Here is a 17,452-nt window from a genome sequence, read left to right on the forward strand (position 1 = left end):
GAAATTAGTCGACTAATTTAGGTCTCTCAACGGCCAGAGCACGATATGATCTTCCATGTATTTGACTTTAGTCTCGCAGATCACCTTATCTTGTGTCGACATGCCATTTTTATGCATCTGAGTTTTGGAACCAGTAATGAGTGGATGCCAACTCGGTAATGACTTACCTAAATATAAACGTCGATAGGCACAGCTATCCGGCAACCAGGTCAACTCGGCGACGTTATCCATGGTCACTTGAGTGCACGAAGGCACATAGTCGAATCGGTTTGAATAGTGGGTACAATGGCCTTCATGGCTATCTAATAACTTACACGCCGCATTGGTGTAATAGAGCTCTTCGGTCTCATCATCGATAATTTTATTCAAGCAACACTTACCACAGCCGTCACACAAAGACTCCCACTCTGAAGTATTCATCTGGGCTAAGGTTTTTTCTTTCCAAAATTCCATTATTCAATTCTATAAAAAAGACGACTTTCGCAGGCTATTTTACACTAGTTAGCGAATTCATTGAAGCTCATGGCTCTCTGCATGATTCTCTATCTTAGTAAGACCTCAGGTTGAGCGTTATTTGATAGGAGGGTATTTCAATCTTTCAGACAGATAAGTCACAGATATGGCGAAATAGTCTGAGCGATTCCACACCAATAGTGAACGGTAGTTGTCATAAATCAGGTATTTTCGACCCGAGGGGCCGTCTGGCATGATGAGAGACACAGACATATCATCCCTAGCTGGTAATGCACTGCCATCGAAGCGAGTGAGCCCAAGATTCGACCACTGTGAGAATGTCTTCTTCACCGTTAAGGAAGCGAGTTTGGCATCAAACTCTTGAGGAACTTTAACTTGTCGCCCCCAGGTTTCTTGATTTTTCCAGTCAGAGCTCTTTAGAAAAGCCGCTGCAGACGCCAACGCATCTAAGGTGTTATTCCAAATATCCTTGTTGCCATCTCCGTTACCATCTTGAGCATAATCAAGATACATACTGGGTGTAAACTGAATCTGTCCCATACTGCCGGTTCTCGACGCCCTGAGATCATCGAAAGCCATTTTCTTTTGGTCAAGAATTCTCAAGGCGGCGAAAAACTCATTTTTATATATGGAGGGTTCTTTACTTTCATAGGCTAAGGATGCGGTAACAGAAAGTACGGGGTAGCTAGTTAAATGGGCGCCATAATTGGATTCTATGCCCCACAGGGCTAAAATAAATCTGGGCTGAACCCCATACTTATCCCCCAAGGTTTCCAGCTCATCCTTGTGCTCCTTAAAAATGGCACGGGCTGTGATCACATTCGCGTCGGTTACTGTTGCCGGTAGGTATGTCTCAAGAGATGCTGGAAGGTTGAGGTCTTGCTTTGGCGGGGTAGATTGTTTAAATCGTTTAATCTTAGGAAATGCAGTTTCTATCGTGGCCTTATCGATGCCTAAATCGATGGCTTCTTGCTTTAACTGAGACAAATACTCATTAAAACTACCCGCATTGCTTGGCTCATTGGCCAACACCGCTGGGGATGCCATCATCAATAATGGCATAACTAACAATCGCATCGCCCATATACTAGGCTTCTTTAGCACCATAAACATTCCCTATTCAGGCTATTTACCGCTGTAGCCAATCGCTTTCTTATGCTCTTCGAGTAAGTTAACCTTTGGAGGGGGCAGTTGTAAATAGTAACCTTTTTTAACCAGCTCACTTTTGACTTTATCTATGTCGGCAAAGCCCAAATGATCTCTTTTTGACAGGGGTAACATCATGACTAATGTTGGGGAACCAAACATCTCCATTAATGCCTCTGGGACACGTTCAAATTCATTACGTTTCTCAACAAAAAGATAACTGTCAGCCTTGAGGCGACTCTTATATACCGCACAGATCATATACTACCAACTTTCCAAACTATTCAACTTGCCAGTCACTGAGTCACACTATAACATGGAAGGTCAGGAATATAATGCACATCAGCGTCAATGCTGATTATTTATAAAGAGCAATATCGGCATGCAGAAACCCAGCCTAGAATTGAAAGGCTCCTCTTTTACGCTTTCTGTGCTTCATATCAATCATTTTGATCTGGAAAAAGTCGCAGCAGAGTTAGATAGCAAATTAGCTATCGCCCCTCAGTTTTTTATTGGCGCCCCTCTGGTTGTCAATCTTAGCTCAATTATCGATCCCGATTATAACCTTGCCGCCCTTAAAGATCTGCTCATTTCGAGGCAACTCGTCATCGTTGGCATCACAGGCGCGATCACAGAAGTGGCTACTCAAGCTAAAGATTTAGGCTTGGCACAGATCAAATCTGGCAAGCAAGCAAAAGCTCAACCACAAATGCCAAAGACCACCAAGATAGTGAAACAGAATGTCCGTTCGGGTCAGCAGATATATGCTAAGAACAGCGATCTGATCGTGGTTGGCACAGTCGGCAATGGCGCAGAGCTTATCGCCGATGGCAGCATTCATGTCTACGGCTCCCTTCGTGGTAAGGCAATGGCTGGGGCTGCGGGTGATAAACATGCGGTCATAATCGCAAAAACCATCGATGCCGAGCTGGTTTCCATCGCGGGTCAATATTGGCTAACGGAAAACATTCAAGCAAACAGCACAACGAAAAGTGGTTGTATTCGGCTAGACGGTGAATCTCTCACCATCGAAGCTCTACCACTTTAAAAAGACAGAAATAAGGATAGAAGCACACATGGCGCAAATTATTGTTGTCACCTCAGGTAAAGGCGGCGTAGGGAAAACAACTTCCAGTGCTGCAATTGCTACAGGTTTGGCATTGAAGGGACATAAAACTGTCGTTGTAGATTTTGATATTGGACTACGTAACTTAGATCTCATTATGGGCTGCGAACGTCGTGTGGTGTATGATTTTGTCAATGTCATCAATGGTGAAGCAAATCTCAGCCAAACCTTGATTAAAGATAAGCGCTGCGAAAAACTGTACATACTGCCAGCATCGCAAACCCGTGATAAAGATGCATTAACTAAGGAAGGCGTTGGCAAGGTTCTGCAAGATCTCGCTAAAGATTTCGAATATATCATCTGTGATTCCCCCGCAGGTATCGAAACGGGTGCCATGATGGCACTCTATTTTGCCGATATCGCCATCGTCACGACAAACCCGGAAGTGAGCTCGGTGAGAGATTCCGACCGTATTCTAGGCATGCTACAAAGTAAGTCGAAACGTGCCGAAGAAGGATTAGAGCCGGTTAAAGAGTATCTGTTACTCACCCGCTACTCTCCAAAAAGAGTATCGAGCGGAGAGATGCTAAGTGTAGAAGATGTTGAAGATATCCTCGCCATTCCACTTATCGGCGTGATTCCTGAGTCACAGGCGGTATTAAAGGCCTCAAACTCAGGTGTACCTGTGATCTTAGATCAAGAGAGTGATGCCGGAAAAGCATACAGCGACAGCGTGGACCGCCTACTGGGCGAGGAACTCCCGCTACGTTTCGTCACCGAAGAGAAGAAAGGTTTCTTAAAAAGGATATTTGGGAGCTAATTATGTCTTTACTCGATTATTTCAAGACCAAGAAGAAACCCAATACGGCATCGACGGCAAAAGAACGCTTACAGATCATCGTCGCCCATCAAAGGGGCGAGCGTGATGCACCTGATTATTTTCCTCAGATGAAACAAGAGATCATCGAGGTGATCCGCAAGTATGTGCAGGTTGATACAGATCAGATATCCGTGCAGCTGGATCAAAATGATGACAGGTTATCGGTACTCGAACTGAATGTGACCTTACCGGAAAAGTAAGTACACAGGCGTACAGTTAAACGAAAAAACCGCAGCACCTTTCTGATGCTGCGGTTTTTTGTGTCTTGCGCCGACTAAATATTTGAAAGCTTTAGTTCAGTCAATACCGTCTCAACCAAATCCTTACGCCAGCCCGTCAATAACAAGGGCGACTCACCAGTTTTACCGTCCCACAACCACTGTAAATACCCGTGAATGTATCGCTTAGAGCCCAAGAGTTCGATAGGAACTTGCTGCTCCTCGGATATGCTAACCAGACAGTTCTTTATCGCCTTAAATGATGTTTTGTAGCCCGTTTTTAAGGCGATAACATCGATTGCCTTAGGCGGATTTTCGACATCGGCTGTGTTCAATAAGGCCAAAAGGTCCTTGCCGTGAATTCGCTTCTCCTGCTCGGTAAGCTCAATCATCTTAAAAAGATCTTGGCTATTTTTCGGCTGCTTCTTAGCTAACCCTATCAAGGCATGATCTTTAACCACAAAGCCTACAGCCAAGTCTCGTGTGATGGCTTTTTTCAAGCGCCATCGAGCCAGTACCTTGAGGTAGGCCAACTGCCTTGGGCTCAATTGGAAGGCATTCTTAACTTTCAGGTAGGCTTGCTCCAGATCCGGCGGCGTTAATCGTCCTCGGGTCATTCGCTCTCCCTCCTCAATGACCCAAGCTAATCGCCCCTGCTCTTGCAGTTTTTCGAGCAACTGAGGATAGAGATTATAAAGATAATAGACATCGTTCGCGGCATAATTGAGCTGAGCCTCACTCAAGGGACGCTTCATCCAATCGGTACGCGACTCTCCCTTATCTAAGCTGATATCTAACGTCTGCTCCACTAACTTAGCATAACCGAGTCCATGACCTAAGCCACACAAGGCGGCGGCGATCTGACTATCGAATAAATTAGCTGGTTGGCAATCCCCATTACGGGCAAAGACCTCGAGGTCTTCGCTACATGAATGCAGCACTGTGGTGATACCAGGCTCAGTCAGTAAACTCCAAAACTCAGATAAATTATTGACAGCAACTGGGTCTATCAAAGCTAACGTCTTGCCATCATAGGCCTGTATTAAACCTAGACGGGCATAAAAGGTGCGGGTGCGGACAAACTCGGTATCTAATACCAATAGATCACTTTGTCGATATTGCGATACGAGTGCAGTTAAGCTCGCATCGTCCTCTATATATTCAAACGCTAACAAGGTCTTCTCCCAAGATTGTGTCGTTAAAAAGCCGGCATATAGCCGGCTTAGAGAGAAAAGATATCAATGACAGGATTAAGCTGACTTAACCTCATCTCTTAGCTCTCTACGTAAGATTTTACCTACGTTGGTTTTCGGTAGCTCATCTCTGAATTCTACCAGCTTAGGCACTTTATATCCCGTTAAATGCAGTCGGCAATGGTCGATGATATCTCGTTCGCTTAAAGATTTATCACTTACCACCACAAACACCTTCACGGTTTCGCCTGAGATGTCACTAGGCACGCCCACGGCAGCCACTTCAACCACGGCCGAATGCATGGCGACCACTTCTTCGACTTCGTTGGGAAACACATTAAAACCAGACACAAGAATCATGTCTTTCTTACGATCGACAACAAAGAAATAGCCCTTCTCATCCATATAACCGATATCGCCGGTAGCCAGATAACCCAGCTTATCGATGACGGTAGCGGTTTCTTCCGGACGTTGCCAGTAGCCAAGCATAATTTGCGGCCCCTTAGCAAACAACTCTCCAGTCTCTCCCTGAGCCAGGACCTTGCCATCATCATCACGAACCTGAATATCTGTCATAGCAACGGGAAAGCCTATGGCACCGTTGTAACCAGCCAAGTTATAGGGGCAACACGTCACCAAAGGCGAAGCTTCGGTTAAGCCATAGCCCTCCAATAACTTGGTCTTAGTGATATTCTGCCATTTCTCAGCGACGGCGCGCTGCACAGCCATGCCACCACCGATAGACAACTTCAGATTTGAAAAATCGAGTTTTCTAAATTCTTCCGAGTTAACCAGCGCATTAAATAGGGTGTTAACCCCTGTAATCGCAGTATAGGGATGTTTCTTCAACTCACCGATAAAAGCGGGCAGATCCCTGGGATTAGTGATCAGTAGGTTATTCGCGCCTTTATGCATAAACAGCAGACAGTTCACCGTTAACGCGAAAATATGATAAAGCGGCAGCGCAGTAACAACAAACTCTTTGCCGTCGTTGAGCATAGGAGAGTATGCCGCATTGGCCTGGAGTAAGTTACTGACCACATTACCATGGGTCAACATCGCGCCTTTAGACACTCCCGTTGTACCACCTGTGTATTGCAAGAAAGCCAGATCATCTTTATTCAGCTTAGGCTTCACATATTGTAAGCGGCGCCCCTTGCTGAGGGATTTTCTCATGGAAATAGCATGGGGAAGATCGAACTTTGGCACCATCTTCTTGATATATTTGACAACAAAGTTAACTAAGGTGCGTTTCGGAGCGCTAAGAAGATCACCGAGTCCGGTTAAAATAACACTCTCTACCGGCGTCTGCTCGACAACTTTTTCCAGGGTATGAGCGAAGTTAGACACGACGACTATGGCCTTGGCACCCGAGTCATTCAGCTGATGCTTCAATTCTCTCGGTGTGTAGAGGGGATTAACATTGACCACCACCATGCCGGCACGCAATACCCCAAACAAGGCAATAGGATATTGCAATAGGTTGGGCATCATGATGGCGACCCTATCACCCTTCTCTAACTTGAGCTCGTTCTGAAGGTAAGCCGCGAAAGCACGGCTGCGCTCTTCTAGTTTACGATAGGTTAAAGTCGCGCCCATGTTAACGAAAGCGGGTTGGTCGGCAAATCGCGATACTGAAGTCTCAAACATGTCGACAAGCGAGCCGTACTCTTCAACGTCGATCTCAGCGGGTACATCATCCGGTAAATTATCAATCCAAATCTGTTCCACAAATCTCTCCTAAATCCCCACATCCAGTGGATATAAGCTTATCAGCCTATAAATAGCTTGAAAATCAACAAGCAAAATCACTGATTTTAATTATTTTTTTAATAAACACCAATTTCATACAAGTGTTTTAATTTCGATCATCATCACATAAATAGAGTAAAAAACCTAGCCCCATTTTTCTTTATCTCATTTTCCCTCTTCAGACATAAAGACTAAGATCGCATCGGCGACTTGTTTCGCATTTCCCATATGCAGATGATGGTCGCCGGCTAACTCAATACAAGACAAGTGATTGAACCATAGTTGAGCCTTGGGCAATAATTGACTTATCTGCTCATAACCTGATTCGGCTGTGATAATGAGTGTCTCAGTACTGTGATCTGTCATCAAGGCATCTACCTGCTCGAAGGTCAGTCTCAATGGAGAGTCTAATTTAAGCCGGGGATCACTGCGCCAGCTGACACCCGTCCCCTCTCGTTGCATATTTCTATCGACTAACAAGCGACACCAAGCTTCATCGAGGCCGGTCAATCTTGCTCTGGCCTTGACCGCGAGTTCAATCGAGTCATAAACGGCCGCAGAGTTCACGCTCTTACTGACCATGCGAAGGTGACTGGCGAAGCTGTTTCTTAGTCTTAAATTATTTTTAGTGGCTGACTCGAATAATGGACTGATGGCTTCGATCAGCACTAGCTTCTTGACCCGTTCAGGAAAAGCCGCCGTATATGCTGCGGCGATGATTCCCCCTAAAGAGTGACCTATGATGCCTACGAATGTTTCTTGTTCTTTGAGCTTGTTGATTAACAACTCAAGATCATAGAGGTAATCAATCCAATGTAATGGGTATAATCCCGGCCTGTGCTCAGAATGGCCGTGGCCAGGCCAGTCAATCGCCAAGATCTGGTATTGAGGTAAGAACTCGGCCAAAGGCTCGAAACTGTTGGCATTATCCAACCAGCCATGCAGGGCTAATAATAAGGGCTTATCAGCGCTTCCCCAACGACGTCCGGATAAACGTATATGGGGTAACTGTATCTGGACCTCATTTTTTTCATCTCGAGTATGCAGCATAGGACCTCATTGTGATCTTGTTAGTTAACACGCCCCATTTTCAGGGGGCGCAACAGTGCCATACTTAACCTAAGATGTCAGTTATTTATTGACTGTTTTTAGTAAATTTTAGTGTCATGCGATCGCTCTCACCTATGGCCAGATACTTTTCTTTATCAAGATCATCTAAGGCTAACCTAGGCGGCAAGGTCCATACACCTTTAGGGTAATCTTTGGTGTCTTTAATGTTGGCATTAATCTCGGATTTAGCGACTAAAGTGAAGCCCACTTTCTCGGCTAATGCGATCACTTTCGCCTCATCCATATAACCCGTTTTAGCGTCCATTCCCGCCTTGGCTCTGTGCTCGACTATGCCAAAGGTTCCACCGGATTTTAACACTTTATAAGCCGACTCGAATACTGGCTCTAGCTGATCTTTCATCGCCCAGTTATGTAAGTTTCTAAATGTCAGTACAACATCGACACTGGCATCACCACCCAAAACATAATGTGTCGGCGGATCGAACGTCACAGTCGTCGCTTTACCTAGCTGTTGACGATTATCTTGTAGCCAAGTTTCAAACTTCTTACCGGACTTGGCTTTATAACCTTCACGTTTCTTCTCATCAATAGGCTGTGTATCGAAGTTCCCCGCAACATATTGGCCATCAACAGCCAAGTATGGCGCTAAGATCTCGGCATACCAGCCGCCACCGGGCCACAGTTCGATCACCTTATCGCTTGGATTGATGTCAAAGAACACTAAGGTCTCTAAAGGGTGACGAAAGTCATCTCGGCTGGCATTCTTATCTTGTCTAAAATCGCTATTCACCGCTTGCTGTAAACTGCTCACCCCATGACCATCAGAATGGGCTAAGGCGTTGAAACTCAGCGTGGCACTGACGAGCACGCCAGCCACAAACATGTTATTTCTCATTATTGCTTCCCTGTATATAAGTTAATCATAAATCGGACTCGACTAACCTATCAGCAGCGAACTCAAAAACCAAGTGGGTTTAGCCGACCATAGGGAGGCTTACTGGCTGAAAGTGGAGGAGAAATGTAACAAAAAGATAATGAGTGGACTCAATCGAATGATCACTTACTTAATGGAACTGGTCTTAGATGCTGCCCTATCGACACGTTGCCAGCAAAGGAAGATCATCAAGGCGCTGAAGGCCAGCCAGATAAACACCCAGATCCAGGCTGGGATCCACGTGGCAGTCGCCAACATGGCAGCATCACCTTTGCCATTGAGGCCGAGCAAGACAGTAGGGCTGGCTAGGGCATTTAACATGATCATCAGTGCCATGATCCTTAAGCCACAGCCCATGAAGCGGTTTTTATTTAATTTTAGCGGCAGCAGGAAGAGCACGGCAAGACTGGCTAAAATGGAGATAGTCAGCAGATCCCTCCCCCACAACAAGGTCGTCAATACAACCGCGCCGCCCAATAGGGCGAAGCTCACTCTTATGCCCTTGGGCCAAGTCGCCAGAATAAAGATTAAATACCCCCAAAGAGCGGCACCGAAATAACCGCTGAAGCCGATAGCCACAGGCCAACCACCTTGGCTGAAACACAAGCCAGCACCATTGGGGAAAAGCTGAATATGGCTCACAGCGCCACCGGTCAATAAGGTGGCCAAGCCGTGTGAAAGCTCATGAAAATAACTTTCGAGCCATTTAAAAGGGACACTGATAAAAGGTAAACGTGTGATGAGCAAAGCGATTAAGAGTTCGACTAAGAAACGTCCCCGACTGGGAGCACCAGTGACAGGCAGGTTTATCTGAGTCTCGAGTGCGCCTGACTGATTAAGCATAGGTATCAATTCCAACCATCTGTTGGATGGCTTCTCTTTCGGCCGCATGTTGGTTGGTCAGGTATTGAGCAACCGCGCCTTCACTGGCTTGGGTCTGCTGCTCATATTCAAGCTTGGCGCCTAGACGAAACGCCAACTGTTCGGGTGTAGGAGACTGAACTTGGGTAGCAAGGAGAAGCTCATTCGATGCCCCCTCTGCTGCACTCTCTCTACTCTCCTCTTTCTGGAATGAGGGGCGAACCTTATCAATCTGCTCGACTCGAGATGAGCTCTCAACCCGATCACTGGTGTTCAGGGTTATGGCATCTAAGGATGCCGGCGCAATACTCGATGACCCGGACTTGAGCACGTTAAAATGGTTGGTTTGTATCTGCATTAAATCGACTCCTTTCCTAAGGCCACAAATATTTCCGTAATGGCTTTTAACAGATTAAGCTTACCTTAAATACTGGTATAAGCTACTCACGTCCCGGTAATTTTTTCCAGGTAACCGTATCGCGTACATACACAGGTGCCAGTTCATCGACAGAGGTCGATAGTCCTCGAGTATAACCCTGTTTTGCCAGCGCTAACATCGATTTAGCATCGGGAAACTTGATGTTATCCGCAGGCACTAATTCATTCGATAGTTCGAGTAGCTGAGGATAGGTATCGAATCCCGTACCAGTGGCCAGGATAGCGCCTTGGGTATCCGGTGCTAAGGTCACTAAATCCGGGGCAATCACCACCTCAGAGCTAACAGCCTCCGCGATACCCTCTTTAATCACGAATTGGCACCAATAGACTTCACCCATTCTGGCGTCGATGGCAGCGACGATCTGCTCGCCACCTTGATCGTCATATACGGCTTGTGCCATGGTCTGTAGACTAGATAAGCCAATCACCGGAATATCTTGTCCTAAGGCCAGACCTTGAGTCATGCTGGTGCAGATACGGATCCCGGTGAAGCTGCCCGGACCGCGACCATAGGCAATAAGATCCACATCGGCAATCTTGATATTTGCTTGAGATAAGACACTGTCTATCATAGGCAAGATACGCTGGCTGTGTTCACGAGGCACTATCGCCAATTCATGATATGTCTTGCCGTTGCTCACCAAAGACGCCGAACAAGATTCGGTGCAGGTGTCTAGTGAAAGTATGGTGAGCTCATCGGAGGTTTTCTGTATATCTGTCATCTCTTACCACAAACAAAAAGGCTAAAATCACGCCTCGAAGAGCCTAGATAAGCTCAGCAAGACGACGTGCAAATTGAACATTATAACCTATGTGATATTCACTTGTCGGCGGCTAAGGGGGAATTAAACGGCTAAACATAGATTTAACGGCCAGAAATCAAGCAAACCGTATGGATAAGGATTACTTTAAGAAGTTGATCAACCAGCGGGTCACTAATTTATCGTCAACCCTCAAGTCCAGTGACTCTATGCCTGCTTCGATACGCTCATGGGGGATTCTGCCTCGCCGAGCCTGCATAAGATCATATGAATAACGCTTACTGAATTCCGGATGACCCTGTATTCCTAAAAAATGCTCATTAATCTGTATCATGTAGAAGGGACAAAACTCACTCGATGCTAAGACCTGTGAGTCAGTCGGCAACTGCATCACTTGGTCTTGATGACTCACCACCAGAGATATTTCATTTTGACCTTGACCCATCCATTGCTGTTGTTGCTGCACCCTTGTGGTGCTGACGCCGACTCCCCAACCTTTCACTGACTTTTCCACCACACCGCCTAATGCCTTAACTATCATCTGATGGCCGAAACAGATCCCGACCAATTTTTTATTAGATTGGTATAACTCGATAACGAAGTCCTCGAGTGCTTTAATCCACTCATGGACATCATTGACCCCGAAACGACTGCCGGTGGTGATATAGGCATCGCATTCATGGATAGACTGAGGATATTCTCCCTCAATCACACGATACACCTTAAATTGAATATCTTCCTCTACCGCCTCAAACAACTGAGTAAACATCCGAGGATAATTGCCATGGCGCACCTGCAACTCTTCAGTCACATCATCACATTGCAAAATTCCAATTATCATATTGTGTCCTCCAAGAGGTGTTTTTCGCCTCTTTCAAGAGCAGAGCTGACCTTTAACCGCGTCACTGAATAAAATAGAGTATTGCACCGGAGTTAAGGGTATGGGGTTTCCTCCTGCCGCAGCATCCTTTGCAGCCATCTCCCCCACGAGCACAACATCATCCAGATTAATGCCTATATCACTCAAACTATTTGGTATAGACAATGCTTGTCTAAGCTCGAGTACCCAAGAGAGGAAACTATCGAAGCTTGGATCCTTTAAGCCTAAATAACCGGCGAGTCTGGTGATACGAGTATCAATCTCGGTTCTATTTCTTAATAAGACATAGGGCATCAAGATCGCATTTAACAAGCCATGATGCTTGTTGTATAAGGCGCCGAGAGAGTGCGCTAAGGCATGCATTCCCCCCAGGCCACGCTGAAAACTGGTGGCGCCCATGCAGGATGCGACCAGCATCTGCGTCCTGGCCTCTATGTCTTCACCATTGGCCACGGCCCTGGGTAAGAAGTCTTTAATCAAGCTGATAGCCTCGATGGCGATGCCCTCCGCCATAGGGTGGTAAAAGGGGGCACAATAGGCTTCCAGATTATGAGATAAGGCATCGATGCCAGTGGCGGCGGTAATATGGGCGGGTAAGCCTATTGTCAGCCTAGGGTCCAGTAATACTTTGGCAGGCATCATATTGGGATGAAAAATAATGCGTTTCACATGCCGTTCTCCATCCGTATCAGTGATCACCGAGGCCCGACCGACTTCGGAGCCTGTGCCTGCGGTTGTAGGCACTGCCACCACAGGTAACATCAAACTCCCATTAATTTGACGCCAGTTATCGCCTACATCTTCAGCCTCCCACAAGGTAATGCTTTGCTTTGCCATCAAGGCGATGGCTTTGGCCGCATCTAAACTCGAACCGCCGCCCAGCGCCACCACACCATCAAACTTGCCACTGTTGAGCACATCGACGCCACTGCGAATATTCCCCCCCGTCGGGTTAGCCTGAATATCGCAAAAGACCTCGATAACCAGACCCGCACCGACACAAATGTCGAGTATTTCTTGCACCATGGGCAGCTTGGCTAATCCCGGGTCTGTCACCAGTAACACCTGGGTCATCTCAAGCTCGAGGCAACAAGTAGCAACCTGTTTGATACAGCCCTCGCCCACCGTGATATCTGTGGGGTAATTCCAATTGGCTTGCAATAACATAGACAGCTTCCTTAATTCTTATGTATTAAACACATGAGTTCAACATCGCGACACCTGCGCAGAACTCAGCACTAACCGTGCTTGATATGAAACGACTTAGGTCGAGTAAATGACTCAAATCCAAGCTGTGATAAGGTGCAGCCTCGGCCCGACTGCTTCACGCCAGTCCAGGCCAACGCAGGATCTAAGTAATCGCAGCGATTTAAGAAGAAGGTGCCGGTCTCAACACACTCACCGAGTTCGATCCCCTTCTCAATGTCCTGGGTGAAAATACTCGCCGTTAAGCCAAAGTCACTGTCGTTCATCAGCTCCAGAGCTTCATCATCGCCTGAGACACTCATGATCCCAACTACGGGACCGAAGGACTCCTCTGTCATCAACCGCATTTGATGATCCACATGGGTTAAAATTTGCGGCGCCAGATAAGCGCTCCCCGCTTGGCTCCATTCAAACTGAGATTCATCGATATGAGCGACGGCGCCTTGGGCCAAAGCCTCCTGGATTTGCCCGCGCACAAAGTCGGCCGCCTCTCGCCTCACCAAAGGCCCTAAGGTCACACGCTTATCATCGGCGCGTCCTAACTTGTATTGCTTGGTTAACGCCACGGCCTTAGTGACAAACTCCTGATAAACACTGTGGTGCACATAGATACGTTCGATGCCGCAGCATGACTGACCCGAATTGAAGAAGGCGCCATCGACTAAGGCCTCGACCGCCTTGTCGATATCGGCGTCTTGGCGCACATAGGCGGGATCTTTCCCCCCAAGCTCGAGCCCCACACCGATAAAACGCCCCAGAGCGGCCTTCTCCACCATCTCTCCGCCAAATACCGAGCCGGTGAAGGCCACATAACTGATTCTGTTATCGGCGATAAGGCTTGCTGTATTTTCATGACTCATATGCAGATACTGAAACACGCCTTCGGGGAGCCCGGCTTGTTCAAACGCCTGAAACAGACGCTCCGCGCACAATGGGGTCTGAGCCGAATGTTTGAGGATCACACAATTACCCGCCAGCAGCGCAGGAATAATAGCGTTGATGGCGGTGAGATAAGGGTAATTCCAGGGCGCAATCACCAGCACAACACCTAATGCTTCTCGCTTTATATAGCGAGTAAAACCAGGTTTATCTTCACATTCGATATCCGCCAACGCTTGCTCACATACGCCTATCATGTACTCGCTACGCTCGGCGACGCCGGCGAGCTCGCCAGCGCCATAGCGGACCGGACGCCCCATCATCCAACTCAGCTCTTGAGCTATCTCCTCTTTATGGCTCACTAAGATATCGATAGCCGACTGACACAGGGCTTTTCGTCTCTCCAGCGAAGTCTGTTTCCAGCCTGTATCTGCGCCTTTAAAAGCCTGGCTTGCCCGCTTCACACAGGCAGACACCTGCTCCGTGTCGGCCAAGTGTCGAGTCACATAGACACTGGCATCGATAGGCGAGATGGTCTGCTGAATAACGACCTTGCTGGTTTCATCTGATATTTTCACTTGCTGCGACATATTCATTTAGCACTGAACTCCCACTAAAAATGTACATACATATGCTCATAGACGACTAGATAATCTCGAAATACCTCTCCATCTCCCAGTCGCTAACATGCTTCCTGAACTCTCGCTCTTCCCACTCCCGGCTGATGGCAAAGTGCTCGACAAACTGCTCACCGAAACACTCTTTCGCCGCCTTGGATTGCTTAAATCGCTGCGCGGCATCCCACAGGGTGGCAGGCAATGCCAAGGACACATCATGTTCCTGTTCATAGGCGTTACCTTTGACCTGAGCCTGAGGTTCTAGTTGATGCTCTATGCCGTATAAACCGCTGGCCAGCGCAGCGGCTAGAGCGAGATAAGGATTAGCGTCTGCGGCGCCCAATCGATATTCGATTCGCTGGGACTTGGCACTGCCCGGGATGACTCTTAATGCCGTGGTACGGTTCTCCACCCCCCAAGTTGCGTCGGTGGGTGCCCAAAAACCGGGTACCATACGGGAATAGCTGTTGATGGTTGGGGCTATCATGCACAGAAATTCCGGCATCAGCTGCTGTTGTCCAGCGAGGAAATGACGCTGGTTCTTGCTCATATTGTGGGGCTGACTGGGGTCGAAAAATGCCGACTGACCGTTTTTATGCTGCAGTGAGAGGTGAATATGACCACTCTGCCCGGGATAATCACCTGACCATTTCGCCATAAAAGTGGCCATCAAGCCGCGTTTCTGTGCCAACACCTTCATATAAGTCTTAAATAGCGCGCCTTTATCGGCCGCAGCCTCGACGCCGTCCACTGCGATGGCGGCCTCGATAACACCAGGACCCGTCTCGGAATGTATTCCTTCGATGGGAAAGTCCATGGTTTCACCCATGGAGAGAATGGCCTCATATAAGTCCGAATGCACCGAATTACGAATCATCGAGTAACCAAACCAATCTGGTGTCACGGTTTCTAAATTACGGTAGTGTTTCTCACGAATTGAATGCGGCGTTTCATTGAAGAGAAAAAACTCATATTCCAGCGCTCCGAACGCCTTAAAACCCATTTTGTCTGCTTTCTCAATCACCCGCCTCAGGGTGCCACGGGGGCAGACGACTTCAGCCTCTTGGGCAAATTCGGCAATAAACAGCAACATACCTTGCTCATCGACCACATCGCGACAGGTATGGGGCAAAATCCTCACTGCCGCATCCGGGTAGCCGGTGTGCCAACCTGTGTATTTGGCATTGTCATAGAGTTGATCTTTCATGTCCCAGCCAAGCACCACATCACAAAAAGCGAAGCCCTTCTCTAATGAAGCGAAGAACTTAGACTTAGACATATATTTGCCGCGCATCACACCATCATTATCAAATACACCGACTTTTACATGACTCAAGCCTCGCTCTTCGATGATGGCCATGGCATCGGCCACATTCTTTACTTCTCTCGCTTGCATTCTTGTTTGCATAGTCATGCTTCCTTTTATTATTAGCAGGCCAACAGGCTAATGAGCCAATCACACTGACTCACCCCTTAATGACTGACTTCATCGCCTAACTGATAACTAAATATTAGTATAAGAACAATGAGCTGCAGTCACTCTAGCTGTAGATTTAGTTAAGCTCGGATTCGGCAGATGAAATGATGTCGAACTCTTCCTCGGGAGCCGAGGCCACCAGTCTATGTCGGCTATAGAGCACGAAATAGGTCACCATGATCAAATAGAAGAGTGCTGACCAAGCCGCGGCTTGCAGGCTGACAATAAAGGTCGATGCCAGGGCGACAAGAGAGAGCACAAGTGCAATTCCAGAGGTAATGATGCCACCGGGAGTCCTATAGGGACGTTCGAGATTGGGCTCTTTCTTACGAAGAATGATATGAGACAGGCTCATCATGGCATAGGAGATAGTGGCGCCAAATACCGCCATAGTGATCATCAGGTCCCCCTCACCGGATAAGGACAGCAAGAAGCCCAAGATGCCGGGAACAATCAAGGCCCACACAGGCACTTTACGCTGACCCGACAGCGACAGGAAGCGAGGAATATAGCCGGCGCGGGAGAGTGCAAACACCTGACGGGAGTAGGCGTAGATGATAGAGAAAAAACTGGCTATCAGGCCAAATAAACCGACGACATTGACAAACTTTGCCGCGAAAGAATCTAATCCATAGACAGATTGGAGAGCGCCAACCAGAGGCGCACCATGTGCTTTCATCGCCTCAGCACCTGCCCCGCCGGGTACCAGTAATAGCACCACGGCAGCAAATACGATTAACACCAGCATAGAAGCTATGATACCTCTGGGCATGTCTTTCGCCGGATTCGTAGCCTCCTCGGCCGCTAATGGCACACCTTCCACTGCGAGAAACAACCACATAGCAAATGGCAACGCCGCCCAGATCCCCATGTAGCCTTCGGGTAGAAAACGGCTCGAACCAGCAACATCTGGGTTAGCCGCGATATCAAACAAGTTGTCCACGGAGAAATGAGACACCATAGAAAAGGCAAAGACCCCTATCGCGATAACCGCAAGTAAGGTTATTCCCATCATGATCCGCAATGCCTGAGTCGCTCCCCACAGATGCAACCCGACAAAGGTCAGATAGAAAGCAGCGTAGACAATGGGGCCGTCGATACCTATGAGTTCATTAACATAACTGCCGATAAACACAGCGATAGCGGCTGGGGCGATGGCATATTCCAGCAAAATCGCGGTGCCGGTCAAGAAGCCTCCCCAGGGACCCATGGCCCGGCGGGCAAAGCTGTAGCCACCTCCTGCCGTGGGCAGAGAAGAAGACATCTCAGCCAGACTCAATACCAGACAGATGTACATCAAACCCATCACTAAGGTCGCGATAAACATGCCGCCAAAACCGCCCAAGGCTAAGCCAAAATTCCAGCCAGCGAAATCTCCTGAAATAACATAAGAGACCCCAAGGCTAGCGAGCACTATCCAGCCCGCGACCCCTTTTTTCAGCTGCCTCTTACTCAAGTATTCATCGGAAACGGCGTTATTCTCGATGCCGGTACTTTGGGTACTGGTTACTGTCTCTTGCTTTGATTCTTGTGACATGACACTTCCCTTTATCTTGGTTTGCGAAATGGCCCGATAGACGCGTGTTAACTCGTGGTAAA

General features: G+C 47.7%; 18 protein-coding genes. 3 read left to right on the top strand and 15 right to left on the bottom strand.

The window, feature by feature from the left end; translation table 11 throughout:
- Positions 1-12: 12 nt before the first annotated feature.
- The 3 genes from FS373_RS17000 to FS373_RS17010 form a co-directional block, all read right to left on the bottom strand.
- Complete coding sequence (locus FS373_RS17000; RefSeq protein ID WP_144046796.1) at positions 13-453, bottom strand: YcgN family cysteine cluster protein; 441 nt, start codon at positions 451-453, stop codon at positions 13-15.
- Between the two features lie 117 nt (positions 454-570).
- The gene (locus tag FS373_RS17005) at positions 571-1,581 is read right to left on the bottom strand and encodes a lytic murein transglycosylase (protein WP_227992899.1); all 1,011 of its coding nucleotides are present in this window, start codon (positions 1,579-1,581) and stop codon (positions 571-573) included.
- An 18-nt stretch (positions 1,582-1,599) separates the two neighbouring features.
- On the bottom strand, positions 1,600-1,881 hold the full coding sequence (locus FS373_RS17010; RefSeq protein ID WP_144046797.1) for a YcgL domain-containing protein: 282 nt from the start codon (positions 1,879-1,881) through the stop codon (positions 1,600-1,602).
- Positions 1,882-2,002: 121 nt separating this feature from the next.
- Between FS373_RS17010 and minC the strand changes: the two genes are divergently transcribed.
- The 3 genes from minC to minE are packed head-to-tail and all read left to right on the top strand — an operon-like array spanning position 2,003 to position 3,766.
- The gene (gene minC, locus FS373_RS17015; protein ID WP_152829929.1) at positions 2,003-2,668 is read left to right on the top strand and encodes a septum site-determining protein MinC; all 666 of its coding nucleotides are present in this window, start codon (positions 2,003-2,005) and stop codon (positions 2,666-2,668) included.
- Between the two features lie 28 nt (positions 2,669-2,696).
- Entirely contained in the window at positions 2,697-3,506 is an 810-nt protein-coding gene (minD, locus tag FS373_RS17020; RefSeq protein ID WP_144046799.1) for a septum site-determining protein MinD, read from the top strand.
- Positions 3,507-3,508: 2 nt separating this feature from the next.
- Positions 3,509-3,766: a cell division topological specificity factor MinE gene (minE, locus tag FS373_RS17025; protein ID WP_144046800.1), complete on the top strand. Its 258-nt coding sequence runs from the start codon at positions 3,509-3,511 to the stop codon at positions 3,764-3,766.
- A gap of 74 nt (positions 3,767-3,840) precedes the next feature.
- Here minE and rnd read toward each other — a convergent pair whose 3' ends face one another.
- From rnd to eat, 12 genes are all read right to left on the bottom strand, one after another.
- Positions 3,841-4,959 (bottom strand): ribonuclease D, encoded by a 1,119-nt coding sequence (gene rnd, locus FS373_RS17030; RefSeq protein ID WP_152829930.1) that lies wholly within the window; start codon positions 4,957-4,959, stop codon positions 3,841-3,843.
- Positions 4,960-5,034: 75 nt separating this feature from the next.
- Positions 5,035-6,708 (bottom strand): long-chain-fatty-acid--CoA ligase FadD, encoded by a 1,674-nt coding sequence (gene fadD, locus FS373_RS17035; protein ID WP_144046802.1) that lies wholly within the window; start codon positions 6,706-6,708, stop codon positions 5,035-5,037.
- A gap of 186 nt (positions 6,709-6,894) precedes the next feature.
- Positions 6,895-7,779, bottom strand: coding sequence for an alpha/beta fold hydrolase (locus tag FS373_RS17040; RefSeq protein ID WP_152829931.1), 885 nt, complete (start codon positions 7,777-7,779; stop codon positions 6,895-6,897).
- 85 nt (positions 7,780-7,864) lie between these two features.
- Positions 7,865-8,695, bottom strand: a complete 831-nt coding sequence (locus tag FS373_RS17045; protein ID WP_152829932.1) for a class I SAM-dependent methyltransferase — start codon at positions 8,693-8,695, stop codon at positions 7,865-7,867.
- A 165-nt stretch (positions 8,696-8,860) separates the two neighbouring features.
- Positions 8,861-9,577, bottom strand: coding sequence for a M50 family metallopeptidase (locus FS373_RS17050; RefSeq protein WP_144046804.1), 717 nt, complete (start codon positions 9,575-9,577; stop codon positions 8,861-8,863).
- Positions 9,570-9,953 carry a hypothetical protein gene (locus FS373_RS17055; RefSeq protein WP_144046805.1) on the bottom strand — a complete coding sequence of 128 codons (384 nt, stop codon included), beginning with the start codon at positions 9,951-9,953 and terminating at the stop codon, positions 9,570-9,572. The genes FS373_RS17050 and FS373_RS17055 overlap by 8 nt, the downstream gene beginning before the upstream one ends.
- Before the next feature lie 82 nt (positions 9,954-10,035).
- Positions 10,036-10,755, bottom strand: coding sequence for a tRNA (adenosine(37)-N6)-threonylcarbamoyltransferase complex dimerization subunit type 1 TsaB (gene tsaB, locus FS373_RS17060; protein WP_144046806.1), 720 nt, complete (start codon positions 10,753-10,755; stop codon positions 10,036-10,038).
- A 181-nt stretch (positions 10,756-10,936) separates the two neighbouring features.
- A complete protein-coding gene (locus FS373_RS17065) occupies positions 10,937-11,635 on the bottom strand; it encodes a glutamine amidotransferase-related protein (protein WP_144046807.1) in 699 nt (232 codons plus the stop codon).
- A 33-nt stretch (positions 11,636-11,668) separates the two neighbouring features.
- Positions 11,669-12,841 carry an iron-containing alcohol dehydrogenase gene (locus FS373_RS17070; protein ID WP_152829933.1) on the bottom strand — a complete coding sequence of 391 codons (1,173 nt, stop codon included), beginning with the start codon at positions 12,839-12,841 and terminating at the stop codon, positions 11,669-11,671.
- Between the two features lie 71 nt (positions 12,842-12,912).
- Positions 12,913-14,355 carry an aldehyde dehydrogenase family protein gene (locus tag FS373_RS17075; protein ID WP_227992900.1) on the bottom strand — a complete coding sequence of 481 codons (1,443 nt, stop codon included), beginning with the start codon at positions 14,353-14,355 and terminating at the stop codon, positions 12,913-12,915.
- A 49-nt stretch (positions 14,356-14,404) separates the two neighbouring features.
- Positions 14,405-15,772, bottom strand: coding sequence for a glutamine synthetase family protein (locus FS373_RS17080; RefSeq protein WP_144048995.1), 1,368 nt, complete (start codon positions 15,770-15,772; stop codon positions 14,405-14,407).
- 157 nt (positions 15,773-15,929) lie between these two features.
- Positions 15,930-17,390 (bottom strand): ethanolamine permease, encoded by a 1,461-nt coding sequence (gene eat, locus FS373_RS17085; RefSeq protein ID WP_152829934.1) that lies wholly within the window; start codon positions 17,388-17,390, stop codon positions 15,930-15,932.
- Between the last annotated feature and the right edge of the window lie 62 nt (positions 17,391-17,452).

Source organism: Shewanella sp. YLB-07 (genome assembly GCF_009377275.1).

What these genes read in the sequence shown, in the direction of transcription:
- FS373_RS17000 (WP_144046796.1), bottom strand. Translation starts at nt 453, where the DNA reads ATGGAATTTTGGAAAGAAAAAACCTTAGCCCAGATGAATACTTCAGAG.
- FS373_RS17005 (WP_227992899.1), bottom strand. Translation starts at nt 1,581, where the DNA reads ATGGTGCTAAAGAAGCCTAGTATATGGGCGATGCGATTGTTAGTTATG.
- FS373_RS17050 (WP_144046804.1), bottom strand. Translation starts at nt 9,577, where the DNA reads ATGCTTAATCAGTCAGGCGCACTCGAGACTCAGATAAACCTGCCTGTC.
- FS373_RS17065 (WP_144046807.1), bottom strand. Translation starts at nt 11,635, where the DNA reads ATGATAATTGGAATTTTGCAATGTGATGATGTGACTGAAGAGTTGCAG.
- tsaB (WP_144046806.1), bottom strand. Translation starts at nt 10,755, where the DNA reads ATGACAGATATACAGAAAACCTCCGATGAGCTCACCATACTTTCACTA.
- FS373_RS17080 (WP_144048995.1), bottom strand. Translation starts at nt 15,772, where the DNA reads ATGCAAGCGAGAGAAGTAAAGAATGTGGCCGATGCCATGGCCATCATC.
- minC (WP_152829929.1), top strand. Translation starts at nt 2,003, where the DNA reads ATGCAGAAACCCAGCCTAGAATTGAAAGGCTCCTCTTTTACGCTTTCT.
- eat (WP_152829934.1), bottom strand. Translation starts at nt 17,390, where the DNA reads ATGTCACAAGAATCAAAGCAAGAGACAGTAACCAGTACCCAAAGTACC.
- minD (WP_144046799.1), top strand. Translation starts at nt 2,697, where the DNA reads ATGGCGCAAATTATTGTTGTCACCTCAGGTAAAGGCGGCGTAGGGAAA.
- FS373_RS17055 (WP_144046805.1), bottom strand. Translation starts at nt 9,953, where the DNA reads ATGCAGATACAAACCAACCATTTTAACGTGCTCAAGTCCGGGTCATCG.
- FS373_RS17010 (WP_144046797.1), bottom strand. Translation starts at nt 1,881, where the DNA reads ATGATCTGTGCGGTATATAAGAGTCGCCTCAAGGCTGACAGTTATCTT.
- FS373_RS17075 (WP_227992900.1), bottom strand. Translation starts at nt 14,355, where the DNA reads ATGAATATGTCGCAGCAAGTGAAAATATCAGATGAAACCAGCAAGGTC.
- FS373_RS17045 (WP_152829932.1), bottom strand. Translation starts at nt 8,695, where the DNA reads ATGAGAAATAACATGTTTGTGGCTGGCGTGCTCGTCAGTGCCACGCTG.
- FS373_RS17040 (WP_152829931.1), bottom strand. Translation starts at nt 7,779, where the DNA reads ATGCTGCATACTCGAGATGAAAAAAATGAGGTCCAGATACAGTTACCC.
- minE (WP_144046800.1), top strand. Translation starts at nt 3,509, where the DNA reads ATGTCTTTACTCGATTATTTCAAGACCAAGAAGAAACCCAATACGGCA.
- FS373_RS17070 (WP_152829933.1), bottom strand. Translation starts at nt 12,841, where the DNA reads ATGTTATTGCAAGCCAATTGGAATTACCCCACAGATATCACGGTGGGC.